Raw genomic sequence first — 19519 nt, 5'->3', positions numbered from 1 at the left:
GGACTACAGCACCTCCGGCGCCAGCGAGATGATCTTCATGAAACGCTTGTCGCGGAGCTCGCGACCGACAGGGCCGAAGATACGGGTACCGCGGGGGTCGCCGTCGTTCTTCAGGATCACTGCTGCGTTCTCGTCGAACTTGATGTAGGAACCGTCCGCGCGGCGGCGTTCCTTCTTGGTGCGGACGATGACCGCCTTGACGACGTCGCCCTTCTTGACGTTGCCGCCGGGGATCGCGTCCTTCACGGTGGCGACGATGACGTCGCCGATGCCTGCGTAGCGGCGCCCGGATCCTCCGAGAACGCGGATGGTCAAGATTTCCTTGGCCCCCGTGTTGTCGGCGACCTTTAGCCGCGACTCCTGCTGAATCACTTATTACTCCTGTCGTCGCGCCGGTTCTCTCGTCGAGCCTTGCGGAACGGATATGGGTTGGCCCCGTAATACTGGTACTCAGCACGTGCACGCCTGGGCGCGCGGCTGTGCGTGGATCTCCTGCACAGTGGATTCGTGGTGAACAAGATTATCGGGCTTTTGCCTATTTGCCCGGTGTGAAGGAAACCCTGGGAAGGGACCCGGCGAGGAGAACCTCGAGAGGGCATGCGCCAGCCCACCAGACAGACAAGATTCTCATGGTATCGCGAGAATGCCCCGGACACGAAATCGCGTCCGGGGCACCTCGGGTGGGACCGGTCGAACCGGTCCCGTCACTGCTCGGGTCCTACTTGGCCTTCTCGACGATCTCCACCAGGCGCCACCGCTTGGTAGCGGAGAGCGGGCGGGTCTCGCTGATCAGGACCATGTCGCCGACGCCGGCGGCGTTCTGCTCGTCGTGCGCCTTGACCTTGGAGCTGCGGCGAAGCACCTTGCCGTACAGGGCGTGCTTCACGCGGTCCTCGACCTCGACGACGATCGTCTTCTCCATCTTGTCGGACACGACGTAGCCACGGCGTACCTTGCGGTAGCCGCGCGAGTTGGCGTCATGGACGGCCTTCTCGGTTCCTACGGTCGTCTCGCTCTGCTGCTCACTCATTTGGCGTCCTCCTCAGAAGCCTCGGTGTCCACGGACGGTTCGTCCTTGGAGGCCTTCTTGGCTTTCTTGGGCTTCTCCGCCTTCTCGGGCTTCGCTTCCTCGACGGGAGCTACGACCTCGGGGCGGATGCCCAGTTCACGCTCGCGCAGCACCGTGTAGATGCGGGCGATGTCACGCTTGACCGAACGAAGACGTCCGTGGCTTTCCAGCTGACCGGTGGCCGACTGGAATCGGAGGTTGAACAGCTCCTCCTTGGCCTTGCGCAGTTCTTCCACCAGGCGGTCCTTATCGAAGCCGTCCAGCTGGTCTGTTGCCAGTTCCTTTGAACCCAGAGCCATAACTATTCACCACCCTCACGACGCACGATGCGTGCCTTCAACGGCAGCTTGTGGATCGCGAGGCGCAGGGCTTCGCGGGCTACCTCTTCGGAAACGCCGGACAGTTCGAACAGAACCCGTCCCGGCTTGACGTTGGCCACCCACCACTCGGGCGAACCCTTACCGGAACCCATGCGGGTCTCGGCGGGCTTCTTGGTCAACGGGCGGTCCGGATAGATGTTGATCCAGACCTTGCCGCCACGCTTGATGTGGCGGGTCATGGCGATACGAGCGGACTCGATCTGGCGGTTGGTGACGTATGCCGGGCTCAGAGCCTGGATACCCCACTCGCCGAAGCTGACCTCGGTACCGCCGGTCGCAGCCCCGGAACGACCCGGGTGGTGCTGCTTACGGAATTTGACGCGACGTGGGATAAGCATTTAAGCCTGTCCTCCTTCAGTCGCAGCGGGAGCTGCGGCGGTCTCGGCGGGTGCCGGGGCACCCTGGCCCTCGGAGCGCTCGGGTGCACGACGACGGCGGTCGCCTCCACGGTCGCCACCACGGTCGGCGCCGGCAGGGCCACGGCCCGGACGGTCTCCACCGCGGCCGCGGGAAGGAGCTGCTGCAGCCTGGGCTGCGAGTTCCTTGGCCGTGACGTCACCCTTGTAGATCCAGACCTTCACGCCGATGCGGCCGAAGGTGGTCTTCGCTTCGAAGAAGCCGTAGTCGATGTTGGCGCGGAGCGTGTGCAGGGGAACGCGTCCCTCGCGGTAGAACTCCGAACGGCTCATCTCGGCGCCACCCAGGCGACCGGAGCACTGGACACGGATGCCCTTGGCGCCGGCGCGCTGTGCGGACTGCATGGCCTTCTTCATCGCACGGCGGAACGCCACGCGGGAGGAGAGCTGCTCGGCGATGCCCTGGGCGACGAGCTGGGCCTCGATCTCGGGGTTCTTGACCTCGAGGATGTTCAGCTGCACCTGCTTGCCCGTGAGCTTCTCGAGCTCGCCGCGGATGCGGTCCGCTTCTGCTCCGCGGCGACCGATGACGATGCCCGGACGTGCCGTGTGGATGTCCACGCGGACACGGTCGCGGGTGCGCTCGATCTCGACCTTGGCGATGCCGGCGCGGTCCATGCCGGTCGACATCAGCTGGCGGATCTTGATGTCTTCGCGGACGAAGTCACGGTAGCGCTGGCCCGGCTTGTTGCTGTCGGCGAACCAGTGCGACCGGTGGTCAGTGGTGATGCCGAGTCGGAACCCGTGCGGGTTTACTTTCTGTCCCACTTAGCGGACCTCCACTTTCTGAGGGGTAGCGACGACAACCGTGATGTGGCTGGTCCGCTTGTTGATGCGGAACGCGCGGCCCTGGGCACGCGGACGGAACCGCTTCATCGTGGGGCCTTCATCGACGAATGCTTCGCTGATGATGAGGTTGTCCTCGTCGAACGCGACGCCGTCACGGTCCGCGAGGACGCGTGCGTTGGCCATCGCTGACTGGACCACCTTGAATACCGGCTCCGAAGCAACCTGTGGGGCAAACTTCAGAATGGCCAGGGCCTCGCTCGCCTGCTTCCCACGAACAAGGTTGACGACGCGCCGGGCCTTCATGGGCGTTACGCGGATGTGCCGCGCAATAGCCTTGGCTTCCATTGCTTTCCTTCTCTCGTCGAAGAGCAGCGCCTAGCGGCGCTTGCCCTTGCGGTCGTCCTTAACATGGCCGCGGAAAGTCCGCGTGGGAGCGAATTCGCCGAGCTTGTGCCCGACCATCGACTCGGTGACGAACACCGGGATGTGCTTGCGTCCGTCGTGCACCGCGATCGTGTGCCCGAGCATGTCGGGAACGATCATGGAGCGGCGGGACCACGTCTTGATGACGTTCTTCGTGCCCGATTCGTTCTCGCGAGCGACCTTTACGTAAAGGTGCTGATCGACGAAGGGGCCTTTCTTCAGGCTGCGTGGCATGTCTCCAGGCTCCTATCGCTTGTTCTTGCCGGAACGACGGCGACGCACGATGAGTGAGTCGCTCTCTTTGTTGGGGCGACGCGTACGGCCTTCGGCCTTACCGTTGGGGTTGACCGGGTGACGTCCACCGGAGGTCTTGCCCTCGCCACCACCGTGCGGGTGATCGACCGGGTTCATGGCCACACCACGGACGGTCGGGCGGATGCCCTTCCAGCGGTTACGACCGGCCTTGCCCCAGTTGATGTTCGACTGCTCGGCGTTGCCGACCTCGCCGACCGTCGCGCGGCAGCGGACGTCGACGTTGCGGATCTCACCGGAGGGCAGTCGCAGCTGGGCGAAGCGGCCTTCCTTGGCGACGAGCTGGACCGATGCACCGGCGGAGCGGGCCATCTTCGCGCCGCCGCCTGGGCGGAGCTCGACGGCGTGGATGACGGTACCGACGGGGATGTTGCGCAGCGGCAGGTTGTTGCCGGGCTTGATGTCCGCCCCGGCGCCGGCCTCGACGAAGTCGCCCTGCTTGAGCTTGTTCGGCGCGATGATGTAGCGCTTGGTGCCATCGACGTAGTGCAGGAGGGCGATGCGCGCGGTGCGGTTCGGGTCGTACTCGATCTCCGCGACGCGGGCGTCGACGCCGTCCTTGTCGTGGCGGCGGAAGTCGATCAGACGGTACTGACGCTTGTGTCCACCGCCCTTGTGGCGGGTCGTGATCTTACCGGTGTTGTTACGTCCACCCTTCTTGGGAAGGGGACGGACCAACGACTTCTCCGGTGTCGACCGTGTGATTTCAGCGAAGTCGGCAACGCTCGAGCCACGACGGCCCGGGGTTGTCGGCTTGTATTTACGGATTCCCATAACTCAATTCCTCGTTAAAGTGGTCTCCGCTCTAGGAGAGCGGACCGCCGAAGATGTCGATCGTGCCCTCTTTGAGGGACACGATGGCACGCTTGGTGCCCTTGCGCTGGCCCCAACCGAACTTGGTGCGCTTGCGCTTACCGACCCGGTTGATGGTGTTGATGGAGTCGACCTTCACGGAGAAGATCTTCTCGACCGCCAGTTTGATTTCTTCCTTGTTCGAGCGGGGGTCGACCAGGAAGGTGTACTTGCCTTCGTCGATCAGGCCGTAGCTCTTCTCCGAGACGACGGGTGCAATGACGACGTCGCGCGGGTCCTTTGCGATGGTGCCGCTCACTTGGCCTCCTCCTCGGAGATGACATCAGCCGAGCCGACGAACTGGTCGTAGGCGGCCTTGGTGAAGATCACGTCGTCGGACACCAGCACGTCGTACGTGTTGAGCTGGTCGACATAGAGGACGTGCACCTCGGGGACGTTGCGCACGGACAGTGCGGCGACGTCGTTGGCACGCTCGATCACGACGAGCAGGCGGGGCCGCTCGGAGATCGCGCGCAGGGTCTCGATGGCACCCTTGGTCGACGGCTTGCTGCCGGCGACCAGGGACTCGAGGACGTGGATGCGGCCGTTGCGTGCCCGGTCCGAGAGGGCTCCGCGCAGGGCGGCGGCCTTCATCTTCTTGGGGGTGCGCTGGCTGTAGTCGCGGGGTGTGGGCCCGTGGACGACGCCACCGCCGGTCATGTGGGGGGCGCGGATCGAACCCTGGCGGGCACGACCGGTTCCCTTCTGCTTGAACGGCTTGCGGCCTGCGCCACTGACCTCGGCGCGGGTCTTCGTCTTGTGCGTACCCTGGCGGGCGGCAGCGAGCTGGGCGACGACGACCTGGTGCAGCAGCGGCACGTTGGTCTGTGCGTCGAAGATCTCCGCGGGGAGATCGACCTGTACTGGATTGGCAGCCATGTGGCTATGCTCCCTTCACGGCGGTGCGCACGAGGACGACCTGGCCGCGGGCGCCGGGGACGGCACCCTTGATCAGCAGCAGCGACTTCTCGGCGTCGACAGCGTGAACCCGGAGGTTCAGCGTGGTCTGACGAACGGCACCCATGCGGCCTGCCATTTTCATTCCACGGAAGACGCGGCTGGGGGTGGATGCTCCACCGATGGAGCCGGGCTTGCGGTGGTTCTTGTGGGCGCCGTGCGAGGCGCCGACACCGTGGAAACCGTGGCGCTTCATGACGCCGGCGAAGCCCTTGCCCTTGGTGGTGCCGATGACGTCGACCGTCTGGCCGGCTTCGAACATCTCGACGGAGAGTTCCTGGCCGAGCGAGTAGGTGTCGGCGTCGGACGTGCGCAGCTCGACGACGTGACGGCGGGGCGTAACGCCCGCCTTCTCGAAGTGGCCGGCGAGCGGCTTGGTGACCTTGCGGGGATCGATCTGGCCGAAGCCGATCTGGACGGCCGTGTAGCCGTCCTTGTCCGCGCTGAGGAGCTGCGTGATGACGTTCGAATCGGCCTGGACGACCGTGACGGGGATGAGGATGTTGTTCTCGTCCCAGACCTGGGTCATGCCGAGCTTGATGCCCAGCAGTCCCTTGACCTGACGCGTAAGTGAAGTAGACATGAGTATCCGCCCTCCCCTACAGCTTGATTTCGATGTTCACGTCCGCGGGCAGATCGAGACGCATCAGCGAATCGACGGCCTTGGGCGTGGGATCAATGATGTCGATCAGACGCTTGTGAGTACGCATTTCGAAGTGCTCACGGCTGTCCTTGTACTTGTGCGGGGACCGGATGACAACGAATACGTTCTTCTCCGTGGGCAGGGGCACGGGGCCCACTACCGTTGCGCCTGCGCGCGTCACCGTCTCAACGATCTTCCGTGCTGAAACATCGATGACCTCGTGGTCATATGACTTCAGCCGGATGCGGATCTTCTGTCCCGCCATGGCGTCTCGACTCTCTCTCACACTGCCGAAGCAGTTCCGGTACGTTCGTACATTTCCTGCGCCCGTTGTACGGCGCTTCCTGGTCAGGCTGAATCCGGACGGATCCGGGTTCCTCACCCTGCCAGGGCTCCGACCCCCGCGCTCGGGCGTGTCGTGCTGTGTCGAGCTAGCAACACAGTGTGGACACGCACGCTCCGCTGATTCCGGTCTCGCCGGACGGGGTGGATCATATTTGGGCCACGCATTCCGGCGGACCTGATCCCTGCATCGGGCATTATCCCGACCGGGATGAAGTCTCAGACCGCGCGCGTAGGCACTTGAACAACTTATCTAGTGTCGCAGATCCCCTGCGCGATTGCGAACCGGGTCGGAGCCCACGGGCGTGATCTGCAGTACCCGATCCTTGCCGGCGACGGTCAAACCGGCCGCCGGAGGCTTAGGCTGTTGGCCCTACCACCACGAAGGAGAACCGTCATGATCAGCGCCAACAGGGCCACGACCATCCTGCCCGTGCGGGACCTCGATCGAGCCGGACGTTTCTACGCGAACACCCTCGGCCTCCGGGCCGGCGACGCCTCGCACGAAGGGAGCCTTTTCTTCAGCGAGGACGGACACAACGGCATCGAGCTCATGCTGAAGCCGGACAGCAGCCCGTCCGGCAACACCGAGCTCAGCTTCGAGGTCGAGGACCTCGCGGCGGAGATGACCTCCCTCGAGCGGAACGGCGTCACTTTCGAGGACTACGACCTCCCCGGCCTGAGGACCGTGGACCACGTCGCGGAGGACGACCGGATGCGGGCCGCCTGGTTCGCCGACTCGGAGGGGAATATCCTCTGCCTCCACCAGCTCGTCACCTGAATCGGATGCACGGTGCCGCCGGCCGGACCCACCGACGCGGAAGGGCCCCGCTGCCGAAGCAACGGGGCCCTTCTGACGATCTCTCGAACAGTCGCGAGGACTACTTCAGGATCTTGGTGACACGTCCCGAACCGACGGTGCGGCCGCCTTCGCGGATCGCGAAGCCGAGGCCCTCTTCCATGGCGATGGGCTGGATGAGCGCAACGGTCATCTCGGTGTTGTCGCCCGGCATGACCATCTCGGTGCCCTCGGGGAGGGTGATGACGCCGGTCACGTCCGTGGTGCGGAAGTAGAACTGCGGGCGGTAGTTCGAGTAGAACGGGTTGTGACGCCCGCCCTCGTCCTTGGCCAGGATGTAGACGTTGGCCTCGAAGTCGGTGTGAGGGGTGATCGAACCCGGCTTCACGATGACCTGGCCACGCTCTACGTCCTCGCGCTTGATGCCGCGGAGCAGCAGGCCACAGTTCTCGCCGGCCCAGGCCTCGTCGAGCTGCTTGTGGAACATCTCGATACCGGTGACCGTGGTCTTCTGGACCGGACGGATACCGACGATCTCGACCTCGGAGTTGATGGCGAGGGTTCCACGCTCGGCGCGACCCGTCACGACGGTGCCACGACCGGTGATCGTGAAGACGTCCTCGACGGGCATGAGGAACGGCTTGTCCTTGTCGCGGATGGGGTCGGGGACGTTGTTGTCCACGGCGTCCATGAGGTCCTCGACGGACTTGACCCACTCGGCGTCGCCTTCGAGAGCCTTCAGGCCCGAGACGCGGACGACAGGAGCGTCGTCACCGTCGAAGCCCTGCGCGCTGAGCAGCTCGCGGACCTCCATCTCGACGAGATCGAGGAGTTCCTCGTCGTCGACCATGTCGGACTTGTTGAGCGCGACCAGCAGGTAGGGGACGCCGACCTGGCGGGCGAGCAGGACGTGCTCGCGGGTCTGGGCCATCGGGCCGTCGGTCGCTGCCACGACGAGGATGGCGCCGTCCATCTGCGCCGCACCGGTGATCATGTTCTTGATGTAGTCGGCGTGGCCGGGAGCGTCTACGTGTGCGTAGTGGCGCTTCTCGGTCTGGTACTCGACGTGCGAGATGTTGATGGTGATGCCGCGCTGCTTCTCCTCGGGAGCCGAGTCGATCGACGCGAAATCACGCTGCTCGTTGAGTGTGGGGTACTTGTCGTACAGCACCTTGGAAATGGCAGCCGTCAACGTGGTCTTTCCATGGTCAACGTGACCGATGGTGCCGATGTTAACGTGCGGCTTAGTCCGCTCGAACTTTGCCTTCGCCACGGGTTCCTCCTAGAACGTTTGAGAAGATCTGCTTCCCAGCCGCGCTTTTCGCAGCTGAAACTCATGCAAGTCTACTGGGGGCTTTTGGTTTTGATGAAATTGCTGATCGCAGCCGGACCGTGCGGTCCACCTGCTGGGGGGCGGGCCGGCCTGCCCTCGGACAGGCCGGCCCCTCCCCCGGTATCCCGTTTCCGGGGAGACCTACTCGCCGCGGGTCTTCTGGATGATCTCGTCGGCCACTGCCTTCGGGACCTCCGAGTAGCTGTCGAACTTCATCGAGTACACGGCGCGGCCCTGGGTCTTCGACCGCAGGTCACCGATGTACCCGAACATCCCCGACAGCGGGACGTGCGCGGTGATGACCTTCACACCGCTGGCGTCCTCCATCGACTGCATCTGGCCACGACGTGAGTTCAGGTCACCGATCACTTCACCCATGTATTCCTCAGGGGTGCGGACCTCGACCTCCATCAGCGGCTCGAGCAGGACGGGCTTCGCCATCCGGGCGGCTTCCTTGAACGCCATGCGTCCGGCGATCTTGAACGCCATCTCCGAGGAGTCGACGTCGTGGTAGGCGCCGTCGAGCAGCGTGGCCTTGATGCCGACCACGGGGTAGCCGGCGAGCACGCCGTCGTTGAGCGCGTCCTGGATGCCGGCGTCGACACTCGGGATGTACTCGCGGGGCACGCGGCCACCGGTCACCTTGTTGTCGAAGGCGTACAGGACACCGTCCTCGACCTCCATCGGCTCGATCGCGATCTGGATCTTCGCGAACTGGCCGGAGCCACCCGTCTGCTTCTTGTGGGTGTAGTCGTGCTTGGCGACCTTGCTCCTGATGGTCTCGCGGTAGGCTACCTGCGGCTTGCCGACGTTCGCCTCAACGCGGAACTCGCGGCGCATGCGGTCCACCAGGATGTCCAGGTGGAGCTCGCCCATGCCGGCGATGATCGTCTGTCCGGTGTCCTCGTTGAGGGAGACCTGGAACGTGGGGTCCTCGGCCGAGAGCTTCTGGATCGCCGTGGACAGCTTCTCCTGGTCGCCCTTGGTCTTCGGCTCGATCGCGACCGAGATCACCGGAGCGGGGAAGCTCATGGACTCGAGCACGATCTGGTTCGCCGAGTCGGACAGGGTGTCACCCGTGGTGGTGTCCTTCAGGCCGATCGCCGCGTAGATGTGGCCTGCAGAGGCCTCCTCCACGGGGATCTCCTTGTTGGCGTGCATCTGGAACAGCTTCCCGATGCGCTCCTTCTTGCTCTTCGTGGAGTTCACCAGCTGCGTGCCGGCGGTCACGTGCCCGGAGTACACGCGGATGAACGTCAGCTGCCCGAAGAACGGGTGCGTGGCGACCTTGAACGCGAGGGCCGAGAACGGCTCCTCGGTGCTGGGCTTGCGCGTCAGCTCGACCTCTTCGTCCCGGGGATCGTGACCGATCATCGGGGGCACGTCGAGGGGGGAGGGCAGGTAGTCGATGACGGCGTCGAGCATCGGCTGCACACCGCGGTTCTTGAACGCGGAACCGCAGAGGATCGGGTAGAGCTCGGAGTTGATCGTCATCTTGCGGATGCCGGCCTTCAGCTCCTCGATGGAGATCTCCTCGCCCTCGAGGTACTTGCCCATGAGCTCGTCGGAGGACTCGGCGACGGTCTCGACGAGCGTCGCCCGGTACTCCTCCGCCTTCTCCTGGAGATCCGCGGGGATCTCCTGGACCTCGTACTTGGCACCCATGGTCACGTCGCCCTTGGAGTCACCGGGCCAGACGAGTGCACGCATGTGGAGCAGGTCGACGACGCCGATGAAGTCGTTCTCGGCACCGATGGGGAGCTGCAGCACGAGGGGCTTGGCGCCCAGCCGGCTGATGATGGTGTCGACGGTGAAGTAGAAGTCGGCGCCCAGCTTGTCCATCTTGTTGACGAAGCAGATGCGGGGCACCTCGTACTTGTCGGCCTGGCGCCAGACGGTCTCCGACTGGGGCTCGACGCCCTCCTTGCCGTCGAACACGGCGACGGCGCCGTCGAGGACGCGGAGCGAACGCTCCACCTCGACGGTGAAATCGACGTGCCCGGGGGTGTCGATGATGTTGATCTGGTTGTTCTCCCAGAAGCAGGTCACGGCGGCAGACGTGATGGTGATGCCGCGCTCCTTCTCCTGTTCCATCCAGTCGGTGGTGGAGGCACCGTCGTGCGTCTCGCCGATCTTGTGGTTGACACCCGTGTAGAACAGGATGCGCTCGGTAGTAGTGGTCTTGCCGGCATCGATGTGGGCCATGATGCCGATGTTGCGGACCTTGTTGAGGTCGGTAAGCACGTCCTGTGCCACGGTGTCTCCCTTATGACGAGAATGGAGTTCTGCTGGCCTGCGGGCAGGGCCGCCCCTGGTGGGTGACGGCCCGGCCCGGCAGCTCTGCTACCAGCGGTAGTGTGCGAAGGCCTTGTTGGACTCGGCCATCTTGTGGGTGTCCTCGCGGCGCTTCACTGCGGCACCGAGGCCGTTGGAGGCATCGAGGATCTCGTTCTGCAGGCGCTCGGTCATCGTCTTCTCGCGGCGGGCCTTCGAGTAGCCGACGAGCCAGCGGAGGGCCAGGGCGGTCGAACGACCGGGCTTGACCTCGACGGGGACCTGGTAGGTCGCTCCACCGACACGGCGCGAGCGCACCTCGAGGGTCGGCTTGACGTTGTCCATGGCCTTCTTGAGGGCTGCGACGGGGTCGCCACCCGACTTGGCACGTGCACCCTCGAGGGCGCCGTACACGATGCGCTCAGCGGTGGACTTCTTGCCGTCGACGAGCACCTTGTTGATCAGCTGCGTGACCAGGGGTGAACCGTAGACGGGATCTACAACGAGCGGCCGCTTCGGGGCCGGGCCCTTACGAGGCATATTACTTCTTCTCCATCTTTGCGCCGTAGCGGCTGCGAGCCTGCTTGCGGTTCTTCACGCCCTGGGTATCCAGTGCGCCGCGGACGATCTTGTAGCGGACACCGGGGAGGTCCTTCACACGGCCACCGCGGACGAGCACGATGGAGTGTTCCTGGAGGTTGTGGCCGACACCGGGGATGTAGGCGGTCACTTCGATGCCACCGTTCAGGCGCACGCGGGCGACCTTGCGGAGAGCCGAGTTCGGCTTCTTCGGGGTGGTGGTGTAGACGCGGGTGCAAACGCCGCGCTTCATGGGGCTGCCCTTCAGTGCGGGCGCCTTGGTCTTCGAGACCTTAGGTGTCCGGCCCTTGCGGACCAGCTGGTTAATCGTAGGCACTTTCGTGTTCTCCGTAATGTCCGAGAATGAGATTCCTGTCGCCCTACTCCGCGGTCGCGGCGGCTTCGCAGGGCCGCACCGTCCAGAGGTCGGGATGATCAGTCGTTTGGCGCACCACCAACTGACAAGCTGCCGCAGAACGACTGTAGGCGTGCGAAAATGTGGCATTCGTTGTACAACCTACGTACAACACGGAGATACGTTTCGCAACGCCAATCCACTGCCACACAAACAATTGGTCCCCAGTCTACCAGAGATCGTGTGACGGCCCGGGCGGCACTCCCCCGTGTGGTAGGGCGCCCCGGGCGGGGACGGGAAAGGCCCCGGACCTGGATCGGTCCGGGGCCTTCCGACCGCGGGTCGCACCGGCATCGGCCGGCGGACCCGCGGGAGGCAGGATCTCCTAGCGGAAGTCGCTGTTGCCCATGTCGTAGTCGTCCAGCGGGATGGCGTGGAACTCGGGGCTCAGGCCGCCCTCGACCCCGGCGTAGTCGAAGTCGCTGAACGCGCTCGGACCGGTGAAGAGGTTCGCCTTGGCTTCCTCGGTGGGCTCGACCGTGACCTTCGTGTAGCGGTCCAGGCCGGTACCGGCCGGGATGAGCTTGCCGATGATCACGTTCTCCTTGAGGCCGAGCAGCGGATCGCTCTTGCCTTCCATGGCGGCCTGCGTGAGGACACGCGTGGTCTCCTGGAAGGAAGCGGCCGACAGCCACGACTCGGTGGCGAGCGACGCCTTGGTGATGCCCATGAGCTCGGGACGGCCTGAAGCCGGCTTCTTGCCCTCGGACACCACGCGACGGTTCTCGTCCTCGAAGCGGCGACGCTCCGCGAGCTCACCGGGGAGCAGGTCCGACTCGCCGGACTCGATCACGGTGACGCGACGCAGCATCTGGCGGACGATGACCTCGACGTGCTTGTCGTGGATGCCCACACCCTGGCTGCGGTACACACGCTGCACCTCGTCGACCAGGAACTCCTGGGCCTTGCGGGGGCCGAGGATACGCAGGATCTGCTTCGGGTCGACCGCGCCGAAGACGAGCTGCTGCCCGACCTCGACGTGCTCGCCGTCGGTGACCAGGAGGCGTGCACGGCGCAGGACCGGGTACGCGATCTCCTCGGAGCCGTCGTCGGGCGTGACCACCAGGCGGAGCTGCTTCTCGGCATCCTCGATGGTGACGCGGCCCGCGACCTCGGAGATCGGGGCAACACCCTTGGGGGTACGCGCCTCGAAGAGCTCCTGGATACGGGGCAGACCCTGGGTGATGTCCTCCGCAGAGGCCACACCGCCCGTGTGGAAGGTACGCATGGTCAGCTGCGTGCCGGGCTCACCGATCGACTGCGCGGCGATGATGCCGACGGCCTCTCCGATGTCCACGGTCTTGCCGGTCGCGAGGGACCGTCCGTAGCAGAGCGCACATGTGCCGACGCTGGACTCGCACGTGAGGACCGAGCGGACCTTGATCTCCGCGATACCCGCTGCGAACAGCTCACCGATGACCACGTCTCCGACGTCGGAGCCCGCAGCCGCGAGCACCGCGCCCTTGGAATCGACGACGTCGGACGCCAGCGTGCGTGCGTAGGCCGAGTTCTCGACCTCCTCGTGCAGGACCAGCTCGCCGTCGGCGTTCGGTACGGCGATGGTGACCTTCAGGCCACGCTCCGTGCCGCAGTCGTCCTCGCGGACGATGACGTCCTGCGATACGTCGACCAGTCGGCGGGTCAGGTAACCCGAGTTGGCCGTCCGCAGGGCGGTGTCGGCGAGGCCCTTACGGGCACCGTGCGTCGCGATGAAGTACTCCAGGACCGACAGGCCCTCGCGGTACGAGGACTTGATCGGACGAGGGATGATCTCGCCCTTCGGGTTGGCCACGAGGCCACGGATACCGGCGATCTGGCGGACCTGCAGCCAGTTGCCACGGGCACCGGAGGACACCATGCGGTTGATGGTGTTGTCCTTCGGCATCGCGGCACGCATGGACGCGGCGACCTCGTTGGTCGCCTTGTTCCAGATGTCGATGAGCTCCTGGCGGCGCTCCTCGTCGGCGATGAGGCCCTTGTCGAACTGCGACTGGACCTTGGCGGCCTGGGTCTCGTAGCCCTCCATGATGCCGGCCTTGTTGATCGGCGCGGAGATGTCCGAGATCGCGACGGTGACGCCTGAGCGCGTGGCCCAGTAGAAGCCGGCATCCTTCAGGTTGTCCAGCGTCGCCGCCGTGACCACCTTCGGGTACCGCTCCGCGAGATCGTTGACGATCGTCGAGAGCTGGCCCTTGTCGGCGACCTTCTCCACCCACGGGTAGTCCAGGGGAAGCGTCTCGTTGAACAGGACCTGTCCGAGCGACGTCTCGATCAGCGCCGGCGTACCGGGCTCCCATCCCTCGGGAGCGGCGATGTCGGCACTGGGGACGAAGTTGTCGACGCGGATCCGGACCACCGAGTTGAGGTGGAGCGAGCCCATGTCGAACGCCATGATCGCCTCGGCCATGCTGGTGAAGACGCGGCCCTCGCCGGCACTGCCCTCACGCTTGGTCGTGAGGTGGTGCAGGCCGATGATCATGTCCTGCGACGGCAGGGTCACGGGACGGCCGTCCGAGGGCTTCAGGATGTTGTTCGAGGAGAGCATCAGGATGCGCGCCTCGGCCTGGGCCTCCGGGCTCAGCGGCAGGTGCACTGCCATCTGGTCACCGTCGAAGTCGGCGTTGAACGCACCACAGACCAGCGGGTGGAGCTGGAGTGCCTTGCCTTCCACGAGCTGCGGCTCGAACGCCTGGATGCCGAGACGGTGCAGGGTGGGTGCACGGTTCAGCAGCACGGGGTGCTCGGTGATGATCTCCTCGAGCACGTCCCACACCTGGGGGCGGTAGCGCTCGACCATGCGCTTGGCGCTCTTGATGTTCTGCGCATGGTTGAGGTCCACCAGGCGCTTCATGACGAACGGCTTGAAGAGCTCCAGGGCCATCTGCTTGGGCAGACCACACTGGTGCAGCTTCAGCTGCGGGCCGACGACGATGACCGAACGGCCCGAGTAGTCGACGCGCTTGCCGAGGAGGTTCTGGCGGAAACGACCCTGCTTGCCCTTCAGCATGTCCGAGAGGGACTTCAGGGGACGGTTGCCCGGTCCGGTGACCGGACGGCCGCGACGGCCGTTGTCGAACAGGGAGTCGACCGCTTCCTGCAGCATGCGCTTCTCGTTGTTCACGATGATCTCGGGAGCCCCGAGATCGAGCAGGCGCTTGAGGCGGTTGTTCCGGTTGATGACGCGGCGGTACAGGTCGTTGAGGTCGGACGTCGCGAAACGGCCGCCGTCGAGCTGGACCATCGGGCGCAGTTCCGGCGGGATCACGGGTACGGCGTCGAGGACCATGCCCAGGGGGCTGTTCGTCGTCGTCAGGAACGCGTTGACCACCTTGAGACGCTTCAGGGCGCGCGTCTTCCGCTGGCCCTTGCCGTTCTGGATGATGTCGCGCAGCAGCTCGGCCTCGGCGGGCATGTCGAAGTTCTCGAGGCGCTTCTTGATCGCCTCGGCTCCCATGGAGCCCTCGAAGTACAGTCCGTAGCGGTCGCGCAGTTCGCGGTACAGGCCTTCGTCACCCTCGAGGTCGGCGACCTTGAGGCTCTTGAAGCGGTCCCAGACCTGCACGAGGCGCTCGATGTCGGCGTCCGCGCGCTTGCGGACGTTCGCCATCTGGCGGTCCGCCGAGTCGCGGGCCTTCTTCTTGTCGGCAGCCTTCGCGCCTTCGCCCTCGAGGCGGGCGAGCTCGTCCTCGAGGTCCTTGGCGATGGTGGCGATGTCGGAGTCGCGCTGATCCGTCATCTGCTTCTTCTCGAGGTCGTGCTCGGCCTGGAGGTTCGGCAGTTCGGCGTGGCGGTTCTCCTCGTCGACCGACGTGATCATGTAGGCGGCGAAGTAGATGACCTTCTCGAGGTCCTTGGGGGCAAGGTCGAGGAGGTAGCCGAGGCGCGAGGGGACGCCCTTGAAGTACCAGATGTGCGTGACGGGAGCGGCGAGCTCGATGTGGCCCATGCGCTCACGGCGCACCTTGGCACGCGTGACCTCGACGCCGCAGCGCTCGCAGATGATGCCCTTGAAGCGCACGCGCTTGTACTTGCCGCAGTAGCACTCCCAATCCCGCGAGGGGCCGAAGATCTTCTCGCAGAAGAGGCCGTCCTTCTCGGGCTTGAGCGTGCGGTAGTTGATGGTTTCCGGCTTCTTGACCTCGCCGTAAGACCAGCCGCGGATTTCGTCCGCGGTGGCAAGGCCGATTCGCATGAGGCCGAAGGAGGATTCGCTGGACATATGGTCCCTGTTCTCTCTTTGTTCTCTAAATTCTTGAAGTCTCGTGGGGTGCGGCGAAGACCTAGGTGCACGCCGGACCGGTGTTCGAGGAAGGGGCCTTCAATATTTCAAGGCCGCCCGCGGCCGCAGAAATTTCGTTGACCCCGTTCGAACGCCGGTCCGGCGCCGTGGAACCTAAACCTCTTCGACAGAACTCGGCTCGGCCCGTGAAAGGTCGATGCCCAGTTCCTCCGCGGCCCGGAAGACTTCTTCATCCGAGTCACGCATCTCGATCGTCGTGCCGTCGGTGGAGAGGACCTCCACGTTGAGGCAGAGCGACTGCATTTCCTTGATGAGGACCTTGAAGGACTCGGGAACACCCGGCTCGGGGATGTTCTCGCCCTTGACGATGGCCTCGTACACCTTGACGCGTCCGTGGATGTCGTCCGACTTGATGGTCAGGAGTTCCTGCAGCGTGTACGCCGCACCGTAGGCCTCGAGGGCCCACACCTCCATCTCACCGAAGCGCTGGCCGCCGAACTGCGCCTTACCACCCAGCGGCTGCTGCGTGATCATCGAGTACGGACCGGTGGAACGCGCGTGGATCTTGTCGTCCACCAGGTGGTGGAGCTTCAGGATGTACATGTAGCCGACGGAGATCGGATCCGGGAACGGCTCGCCGGAGCGGCCGTCGAACAGGCGCGCCTTGCCGGACTCGCCGATGAGGCGCTCTCCGTCACGGGTCACGTTCGTGGAGCCGAGCAGACCGACGATCTCGTCCTCGGTCGCGCCGTCGAACACGGGGGTGGCGACGGTGGTGGTGGCGATCTCCCGGGGAAGGTTCGGGAGGTTCTTGAGCCACTCGGGCTCGCCGTCGATCTTCCAGCCCTGCTTGGCCGCCCAGCCGAGGTGGATCTCGAGGACCTGGCCCACGTTCATGCGTCCGGGGACGCCGAGCGGGTTCAGGACGATGTCGACGGGCGTGCCGTCCTCCAGGAACGGCATGTCCTCGATCGGGAGGATCTTGGAGATGACGCCCTTGTTGCCGTGGCGGCCCGCCAGCTTGTCGCCGTCCGTGATCTTGCGCTTCTGCGCCACGTACACGCGGACCAGCTGGTTGACGCCCGGGGGCAGCTCGTCGTCGTTGTCGCGATCGAAGATGCGCACGCCGATGACGGTTCCCGACTCGCCGTGGGGGACCTTCAGCGAGGTGTCGCGGACTTCGCGGCTCTTCTCACCGAAGATGGCGCGCAGCAGGCGCTCCTCGGGGGTCAGTTCCGTCTCGCCCTTGGGGGTGACGCGACCGACGAGAATGTCGCCGGCCTCGACCTCGGCACCGATGTGGATGATGCCGCGCTCGTCGAGCGCGCCGAGGACCTCCTCGGACACGTTCGGGATGTCACGCGTGATCTCCTCGGCACCGAGCTTGGTGTCGCGGGCATCGACCTCGTGCTCCTCGATGTGGATCGACGTCAGGACGTCGTCGGAGACGATGCGCTGCGAGAGGATGATCGCGTCCTCGAAGTTGTGACCCTCCCAGGACATGAACGCCACGAGCATGTTCTTGCCGAGCGCGAGCTCGCCCTGGTCCGTGGAGGGACCGTCGGCGATGATCGTGTTGTACTCGACGCGGTCGCCCTCGGAGACCAGGACGCGCTGGTTGTACGCGTTGCCCTGGTTCGAGCGGGCGAACTTCATGATCGGGTAGTTCGTCTCGGTGCCGTCGTCGTTGAGGATGTTGACCAGGTCGGCCGACACCTCGTTGACGACGCCCGCCTTCGTCGCGGTGACGGCGTCGCCGGCGTCGACGGCGGCGTTCTTCTCCATGCCGGTGCCCACGAGGGGACGCTCGGAACGGAGCAGGGGCACGGCCTGGCGCTGCATGTTCGCACCCATGAGGGCGCGGTTGGCGTCGTCGTGCTCAAGGAACGGGATCATCGCGGTCGCGACGGACACCATCTGGCGCGGGGAGACGTCCATGTACTCGACCTCGTCGGGCACGACGAGCACGGGCTCGCCGGAACCACCACGCGTCCGGACGAGGACCATGTCCTCGGTGAACGTGTTGTCGGCGTTGAGGGGCGCGTTCGCCTGGGCGATGAGACGCTCCACCTCGTCGTCGGCGGTGAGGTAGTCGATCTGGTCGGTGACCAGGCCCTCGATGACCTTGCGGTACGGGGTCTCGATGAAGCCGAACGCGTTGATGCGGCCGTACGAGGCGAGCGAACCGATGAGGCCGATGTTCGGGCCTTCAGGGGTCTCGATGGGGCACATGCGGCCGTAGTGCGACGGGTGGACGTCACGGACCTCCATGCCGGCACGGTCACGGGACAGGCCACCCGGGCCCAGCGCGGACAGGCGACGCTTGTGCGTCAGTCCGGCGAGCGGGTTGTTCTGGTCCATGAACTGCGACAGCTGGGAGGTTCCGAAGAACTCCTTGATCGCGGCGACGACGGGGCGGATGTTGATCAGGGTCTGCGGCGTGATCGCCTCGACGTCCTGCGTGGTCATCCGCTCGCGGACGACGCGCTCCATCCGGGACAGGCCCGTGCGGACCTGGTTCTCGATGAGCTCGCCGACGGCGCGGATGCGGCGGTTGCCGAAGTGGTCGATGTCGTCGACCTCGACGCGGAGTTCGACGTCGCCGCCGTCGCGCTTGCCGCCGAGGGTCTTGTCACCGGCGTGCAGGGCGACCAGGAACTTGATCATCGCGACGATGTCGTCGATGTTCAGCACCGAGGCGTCGGAGTCCGTGAGGTCCTTGTCGATGCCGAGCTTGCGGTTGATCTTGTAGCGGCCGACCTTCGCGAGGTCGTAGCGCTTCGGGTTGAAGTACAGGTTGTCCAGGAGGGTCTGGGCGGCCTCGACCGTGGGGGGCTCGCCCGGTCGCAGCTTGCGGTAGATGTCGAGGAGGGCGTCCTCGCGGGTCTCCGTCGCGTCCTTCTCCATGGTGGCGCGGATGGAGTCGTACTGGCCGAACTCCTCCAGGATCTGGCCTTCGGTCCAGCCGAGGGCCTTGAGCAGCACCGTGACGGACTGCTTGCGCTTGCGGTCGAGGCGCACGCCGACCTGGTCGCGCTTGTCGATCTCGAGCTCGAACCAGGCGCCGCGCGACGGGATGATCTTCGCGCTGAAGATGTCCTTGTCACTGGTCTTGTCGGCGGTGCGCTCGAAGTAGGCGCCGGGCGAACGGACCAGCTGCGACACGACGACACGCTCGGTGCCGTTGATGACGAAGGTGCCCTTGTCCGTCATGAGGGGGAAGTCACCCATGAACACGGTCTGCTGCTTGATCTCGCCCGTGTTGTTGTTCATGAACTCGGCCTTGACGTACAGCGGGGCGGAGTAGGTCGCGTCGCGATCCTTGCACTCGGCCATGGTGTACTTGGGGTCCGCGAACTCGGGCTCGGAGAAGCTCAGGGACATGGTGCCCTGGAAGTCCTCGATCGGGGAGATCTCCTCGAAGATGTCGGCCAGACCGGAGGTCGTGGCCACACCCTGCAGTCCCTTTTCCAGCGCTTCCTCGACACGCGCCTTCCAGCGCTCGTTGCCGACGAGCCAGTCGAAGCTGTCCGTCTGCAGGGCGAGGAGGTTGGGAACGTCAAGCGGTTCGTGAATCTTTGCGAATGAGAGCCGGGGGGCGGCGCCGTCGGCGTCGACCTGGCTGGTAGCGGTTGCATTATTAGAGGTGCTCGGGGCGACCAAGAGGGATCCTTCCACAGACCGTCAGGCTTGTCA

19 protein-coding genes are annotated in these 19519 nt (G+C 65.1%); 1 reads left to right on the top strand and 18 read right to left on the bottom strand.

What is annotated here, in order from left to right:
* Window positions 1-3: 3 nt before the first annotated feature.
* The 12 genes from rplN to rpsJ all read right to left on the bottom strand — a co-directional run bounded on the left by rplN (window position 4) and on the right by rpsJ (window position 6106).
* Window positions 4-372: a 50S ribosomal protein L14 gene (rplN, locus tag ACX80K_RS07535; protein WP_049829173.1), complete on the bottom strand. Its 369-nt coding sequence runs from the start codon at window positions 370-372 to the stop codon at window positions 4-6.
* A gap of 346 nt (window positions 373-718) precedes the next feature.
* Window positions 719-1030, bottom strand: coding sequence for a 30S ribosomal protein S17 (rpsQ, locus tag ACX80K_RS07530; RefSeq protein WP_459271224.1), 312 nt, complete (start codon window positions 1028-1030; stop codon window positions 719-721).
* A complete protein-coding gene (gene rpmC, locus ACX80K_RS07525; RefSeq protein ID WP_104118809.1) occupies window positions 1027-1368 on the bottom strand; it encodes a 50S ribosomal protein L29 in 342 nt (113 codons plus the stop codon). Before rpmC ends, rpsQ begins: the two co-directional genes overlap by 4 nt.
* A 2-nt stretch (window positions 1369-1370) precedes the next feature.
* Window positions 1371-1787, bottom strand: a complete 417-nt coding sequence (rplP, locus tag ACX80K_RS07520; RefSeq protein WP_049829176.1) for a 50S ribosomal protein L16 — start codon at window positions 1785-1787, stop codon at window positions 1371-1373.
* Window positions 1788-2633 (bottom strand): 30S ribosomal protein S3, encoded by an 846-nt coding sequence (gene rpsC / locus ACX80K_RS07515; protein ID WP_087076893.1) that lies wholly within the window; start codon window positions 2631-2633, stop codon window positions 1788-1790.
* Window positions 2634-2999 (bottom strand): 50S ribosomal protein L22, encoded by a 366-nt coding sequence (gene rplV, locus ACX80K_RS07510; protein WP_104050957.1) that lies wholly within the window; start codon window positions 2997-2999, stop codon window positions 2634-2636.
* A 30-nt stretch (window positions 3000-3029) separates the two neighbouring features.
* Complete coding sequence (gene rpsS / locus ACX80K_RS07505; protein ID WP_026549122.1) at window positions 3030-3311, bottom strand: 30S ribosomal protein S19; 282 nt, start codon at window positions 3309-3311, stop codon at window positions 3030-3032.
* A 12-nt stretch (window positions 3312-3323) separates the two neighbouring features.
* Window positions 3324-4163 carry a 50S ribosomal protein L2 gene (gene rplB, locus ACX80K_RS07500; RefSeq protein ID WP_104121367.1) on the bottom strand — a complete coding sequence of 280 codons (840 nt, stop codon included), beginning with the start codon at window positions 4161-4163 and terminating at the stop codon, window positions 3324-3326.
* Window positions 4164-4194: 31 nt separating this feature from the next.
* Window positions 4195-4500: a 50S ribosomal protein L23 gene (gene rplW / locus ACX80K_RS07495; protein WP_104179310.1), complete on the bottom strand. Its 306-nt coding sequence runs from the start codon at window positions 4498-4500 to the stop codon at window positions 4195-4197.
* Window positions 4497-5120 (bottom strand): 50S ribosomal protein L4, encoded by a 624-nt coding sequence (gene rplD, locus ACX80K_RS07490; protein ID WP_459271223.1) that lies wholly within the window; start codon window positions 5118-5120, stop codon window positions 4497-4499. Before rplD ends, rplW begins: the two co-directional genes overlap by 4 nt.
* 4 nt (window positions 5121-5124) lie before the next feature.
* Entirely contained in the window at window positions 5125-5781 is a 657-nt protein-coding gene (gene rplC, locus ACX80K_RS07485; protein WP_459271222.1) for a 50S ribosomal protein L3, read from the bottom strand.
* A 16-nt stretch (window positions 5782-5797) separates the two neighbouring features.
* On the bottom strand, window positions 5798-6106 hold the full coding sequence (gene rpsJ / locus ACX80K_RS07480; protein ID WP_026531952.1) for a 30S ribosomal protein S10: 309 nt from the start codon (window positions 6104-6106) through the stop codon (window positions 5798-5800).
* A gap of 474 nt (window positions 6107-6580) precedes the next feature.
* Between rpsJ and ACX80K_RS07475 the strand changes: the two genes are divergently transcribed.
* Window positions 6581-6964 carry a VOC family protein gene (locus tag ACX80K_RS07475; RefSeq protein ID WP_459271221.1) on the top strand — a complete coding sequence of 128 codons (384 nt, stop codon included), beginning with the start codon at window positions 6581-6583 and terminating at the stop codon, window positions 6962-6964.
* 100 nt (window positions 6965-7064) lie between these two features.
* Here the strand turns inward: ACX80K_RS07475 and tuf are convergent, their stop codons facing one another.
* The 6 genes from tuf to rpoB form a co-directional block, all read right to left on the bottom strand.
* Window positions 7065-8255, bottom strand: a complete 1191-nt coding sequence (gene tuf / locus ACX80K_RS07470) for an elongation factor Tu (RefSeq protein WP_104179314.1) — start codon at window positions 8253-8255, stop codon at window positions 7065-7067.
* A gap of 201 nt (window positions 8256-8456) precedes the next feature.
* Window positions 8457-10571, bottom strand: a complete 2115-nt coding sequence (gene fusA / locus ACX80K_RS07465; RefSeq protein WP_459271220.1) for an elongation factor G — start codon at window positions 10569-10571, stop codon at window positions 8457-8459.
* 87 nt (window positions 10572-10658) lie between these two features.
* Window positions 10659-11129 (bottom strand): 30S ribosomal protein S7, encoded by a 471-nt coding sequence (rpsG, locus tag ACX80K_RS07460; protein ID WP_043440595.1) that lies wholly within the window; start codon window positions 11127-11129, stop codon window positions 10659-10661.
* 1 nt (window position 11130) lies between these two features.
* Window positions 11131-11505, bottom strand: a complete 375-nt coding sequence (gene rpsL / locus ACX80K_RS07455; RefSeq protein WP_043440593.1) for a 30S ribosomal protein S12 — start codon at window positions 11503-11505, stop codon at window positions 11131-11133.
* Window positions 11506-11908: 403 nt separating this feature from the next.
* Complete coding sequence (locus ACX80K_RS07450; RefSeq protein ID WP_104179316.1) at window positions 11909-15802, bottom strand: DNA-directed RNA polymerase subunit beta'; 3894 nt, start codon at window positions 15800-15802, stop codon at window positions 11909-11911.
* Window positions 15803-15976: 174 nt separating this feature from the next.
* Window positions 15977-19486, bottom strand: coding sequence for a DNA-directed RNA polymerase subunit beta (gene rpoB, locus ACX80K_RS07445; protein ID WP_104179317.1), 3510 nt, complete (start codon window positions 19484-19486; stop codon window positions 15977-15979).
* Between the last annotated feature and the right edge of the window lie 33 nt (window positions 19487-19519).

It is taken from the genome of Arthrobacter sorbitolis, assembly GCF_054510995.1.
The sequence above is the reverse complement of the archived record's forward strand: the minus strand, read 5'-3'. Positions and strand labels throughout refer to the sequence as shown.

What these genes read in the sequence shown, in the direction of transcription:
- rpsQ (WP_459271224.1), bottom strand. Translation starts at nt 1,030, where the DNA reads ATGAGTGAGCAGCAGAGCGAGACGACCGTAGGAACCGAGAAGGCCGTC.
- rpmC (WP_104118809.1), bottom strand. Translation starts at nt 1,368, where the DNA reads ATGGCTCTGGGTTCAAAGGAACTGGCAACAGACCAGCTGGACGGCTTC.
- rplP (WP_049829176.1), bottom strand. Translation starts at nt 1,787, where the DNA reads ATGCTTATCCCACGTCGCGTCAAATTCCGTAAGCAGCACCACCCGGGT.
- rplV (WP_104050957.1), bottom strand. Translation starts at nt 2,999, where the DNA reads ATGGAAGCCAAGGCTATTGCGCGGCACATCCGCGTAACGCCCATGAAG.
- rpsS (WP_026549122.1), bottom strand. Translation starts at nt 3,311, where the DNA reads ATGCCACGCAGCCTGAAGAAAGGCCCCTTCGTCGATCAGCACCTTTAC.
- rplB (WP_104121367.1), bottom strand. Translation starts at nt 4,163, where the DNA reads ATGGGAATCCGTAAATACAAGCCGACAACCCCGGGCCGTCGTGGCTCG.
- rplD (WP_459271223.1), bottom strand. Translation starts at nt 5,120, where the DNA reads ATGGCTGCCAATCCAGTACAGGTCGATCTCCCCGCGGAGATCTTCGAC.
- rplC (WP_459271222.1), bottom strand. Translation starts at nt 5,781, where the DNA reads ATGTCTACTTCACTTACGCGTCAGGTCAAGGGACTGCTGGGCATCAAG.
- rpsJ (WP_026531952.1), bottom strand. Translation starts at nt 6,106, where the DNA reads ATGGCGGGACAGAAGATCCGCATCCGGCTGAAGTCATATGACCACGAG.
- ACX80K_RS07475 (WP_459271221.1), top strand. Translation starts at nt 6,581, where the DNA reads ATGATCAGCGCCAACAGGGCCACGACCATCCTGCCCGTGCGGGACCTC.
- rpsG (WP_043440595.1), bottom strand. Translation starts at nt 11,129, where the DNA reads ATGCCTCGTAAGGGCCCGGCCCCGAAGCGGCCGCTCGTTGTAGATCCC.
- ACX80K_RS07450 (WP_104179316.1), bottom strand. Translation starts at nt 15,802, where the DNA reads ATGTCCAGCGAATCCTCCTTCGGCCTCATGCGAATCGGCCTTGCCACC.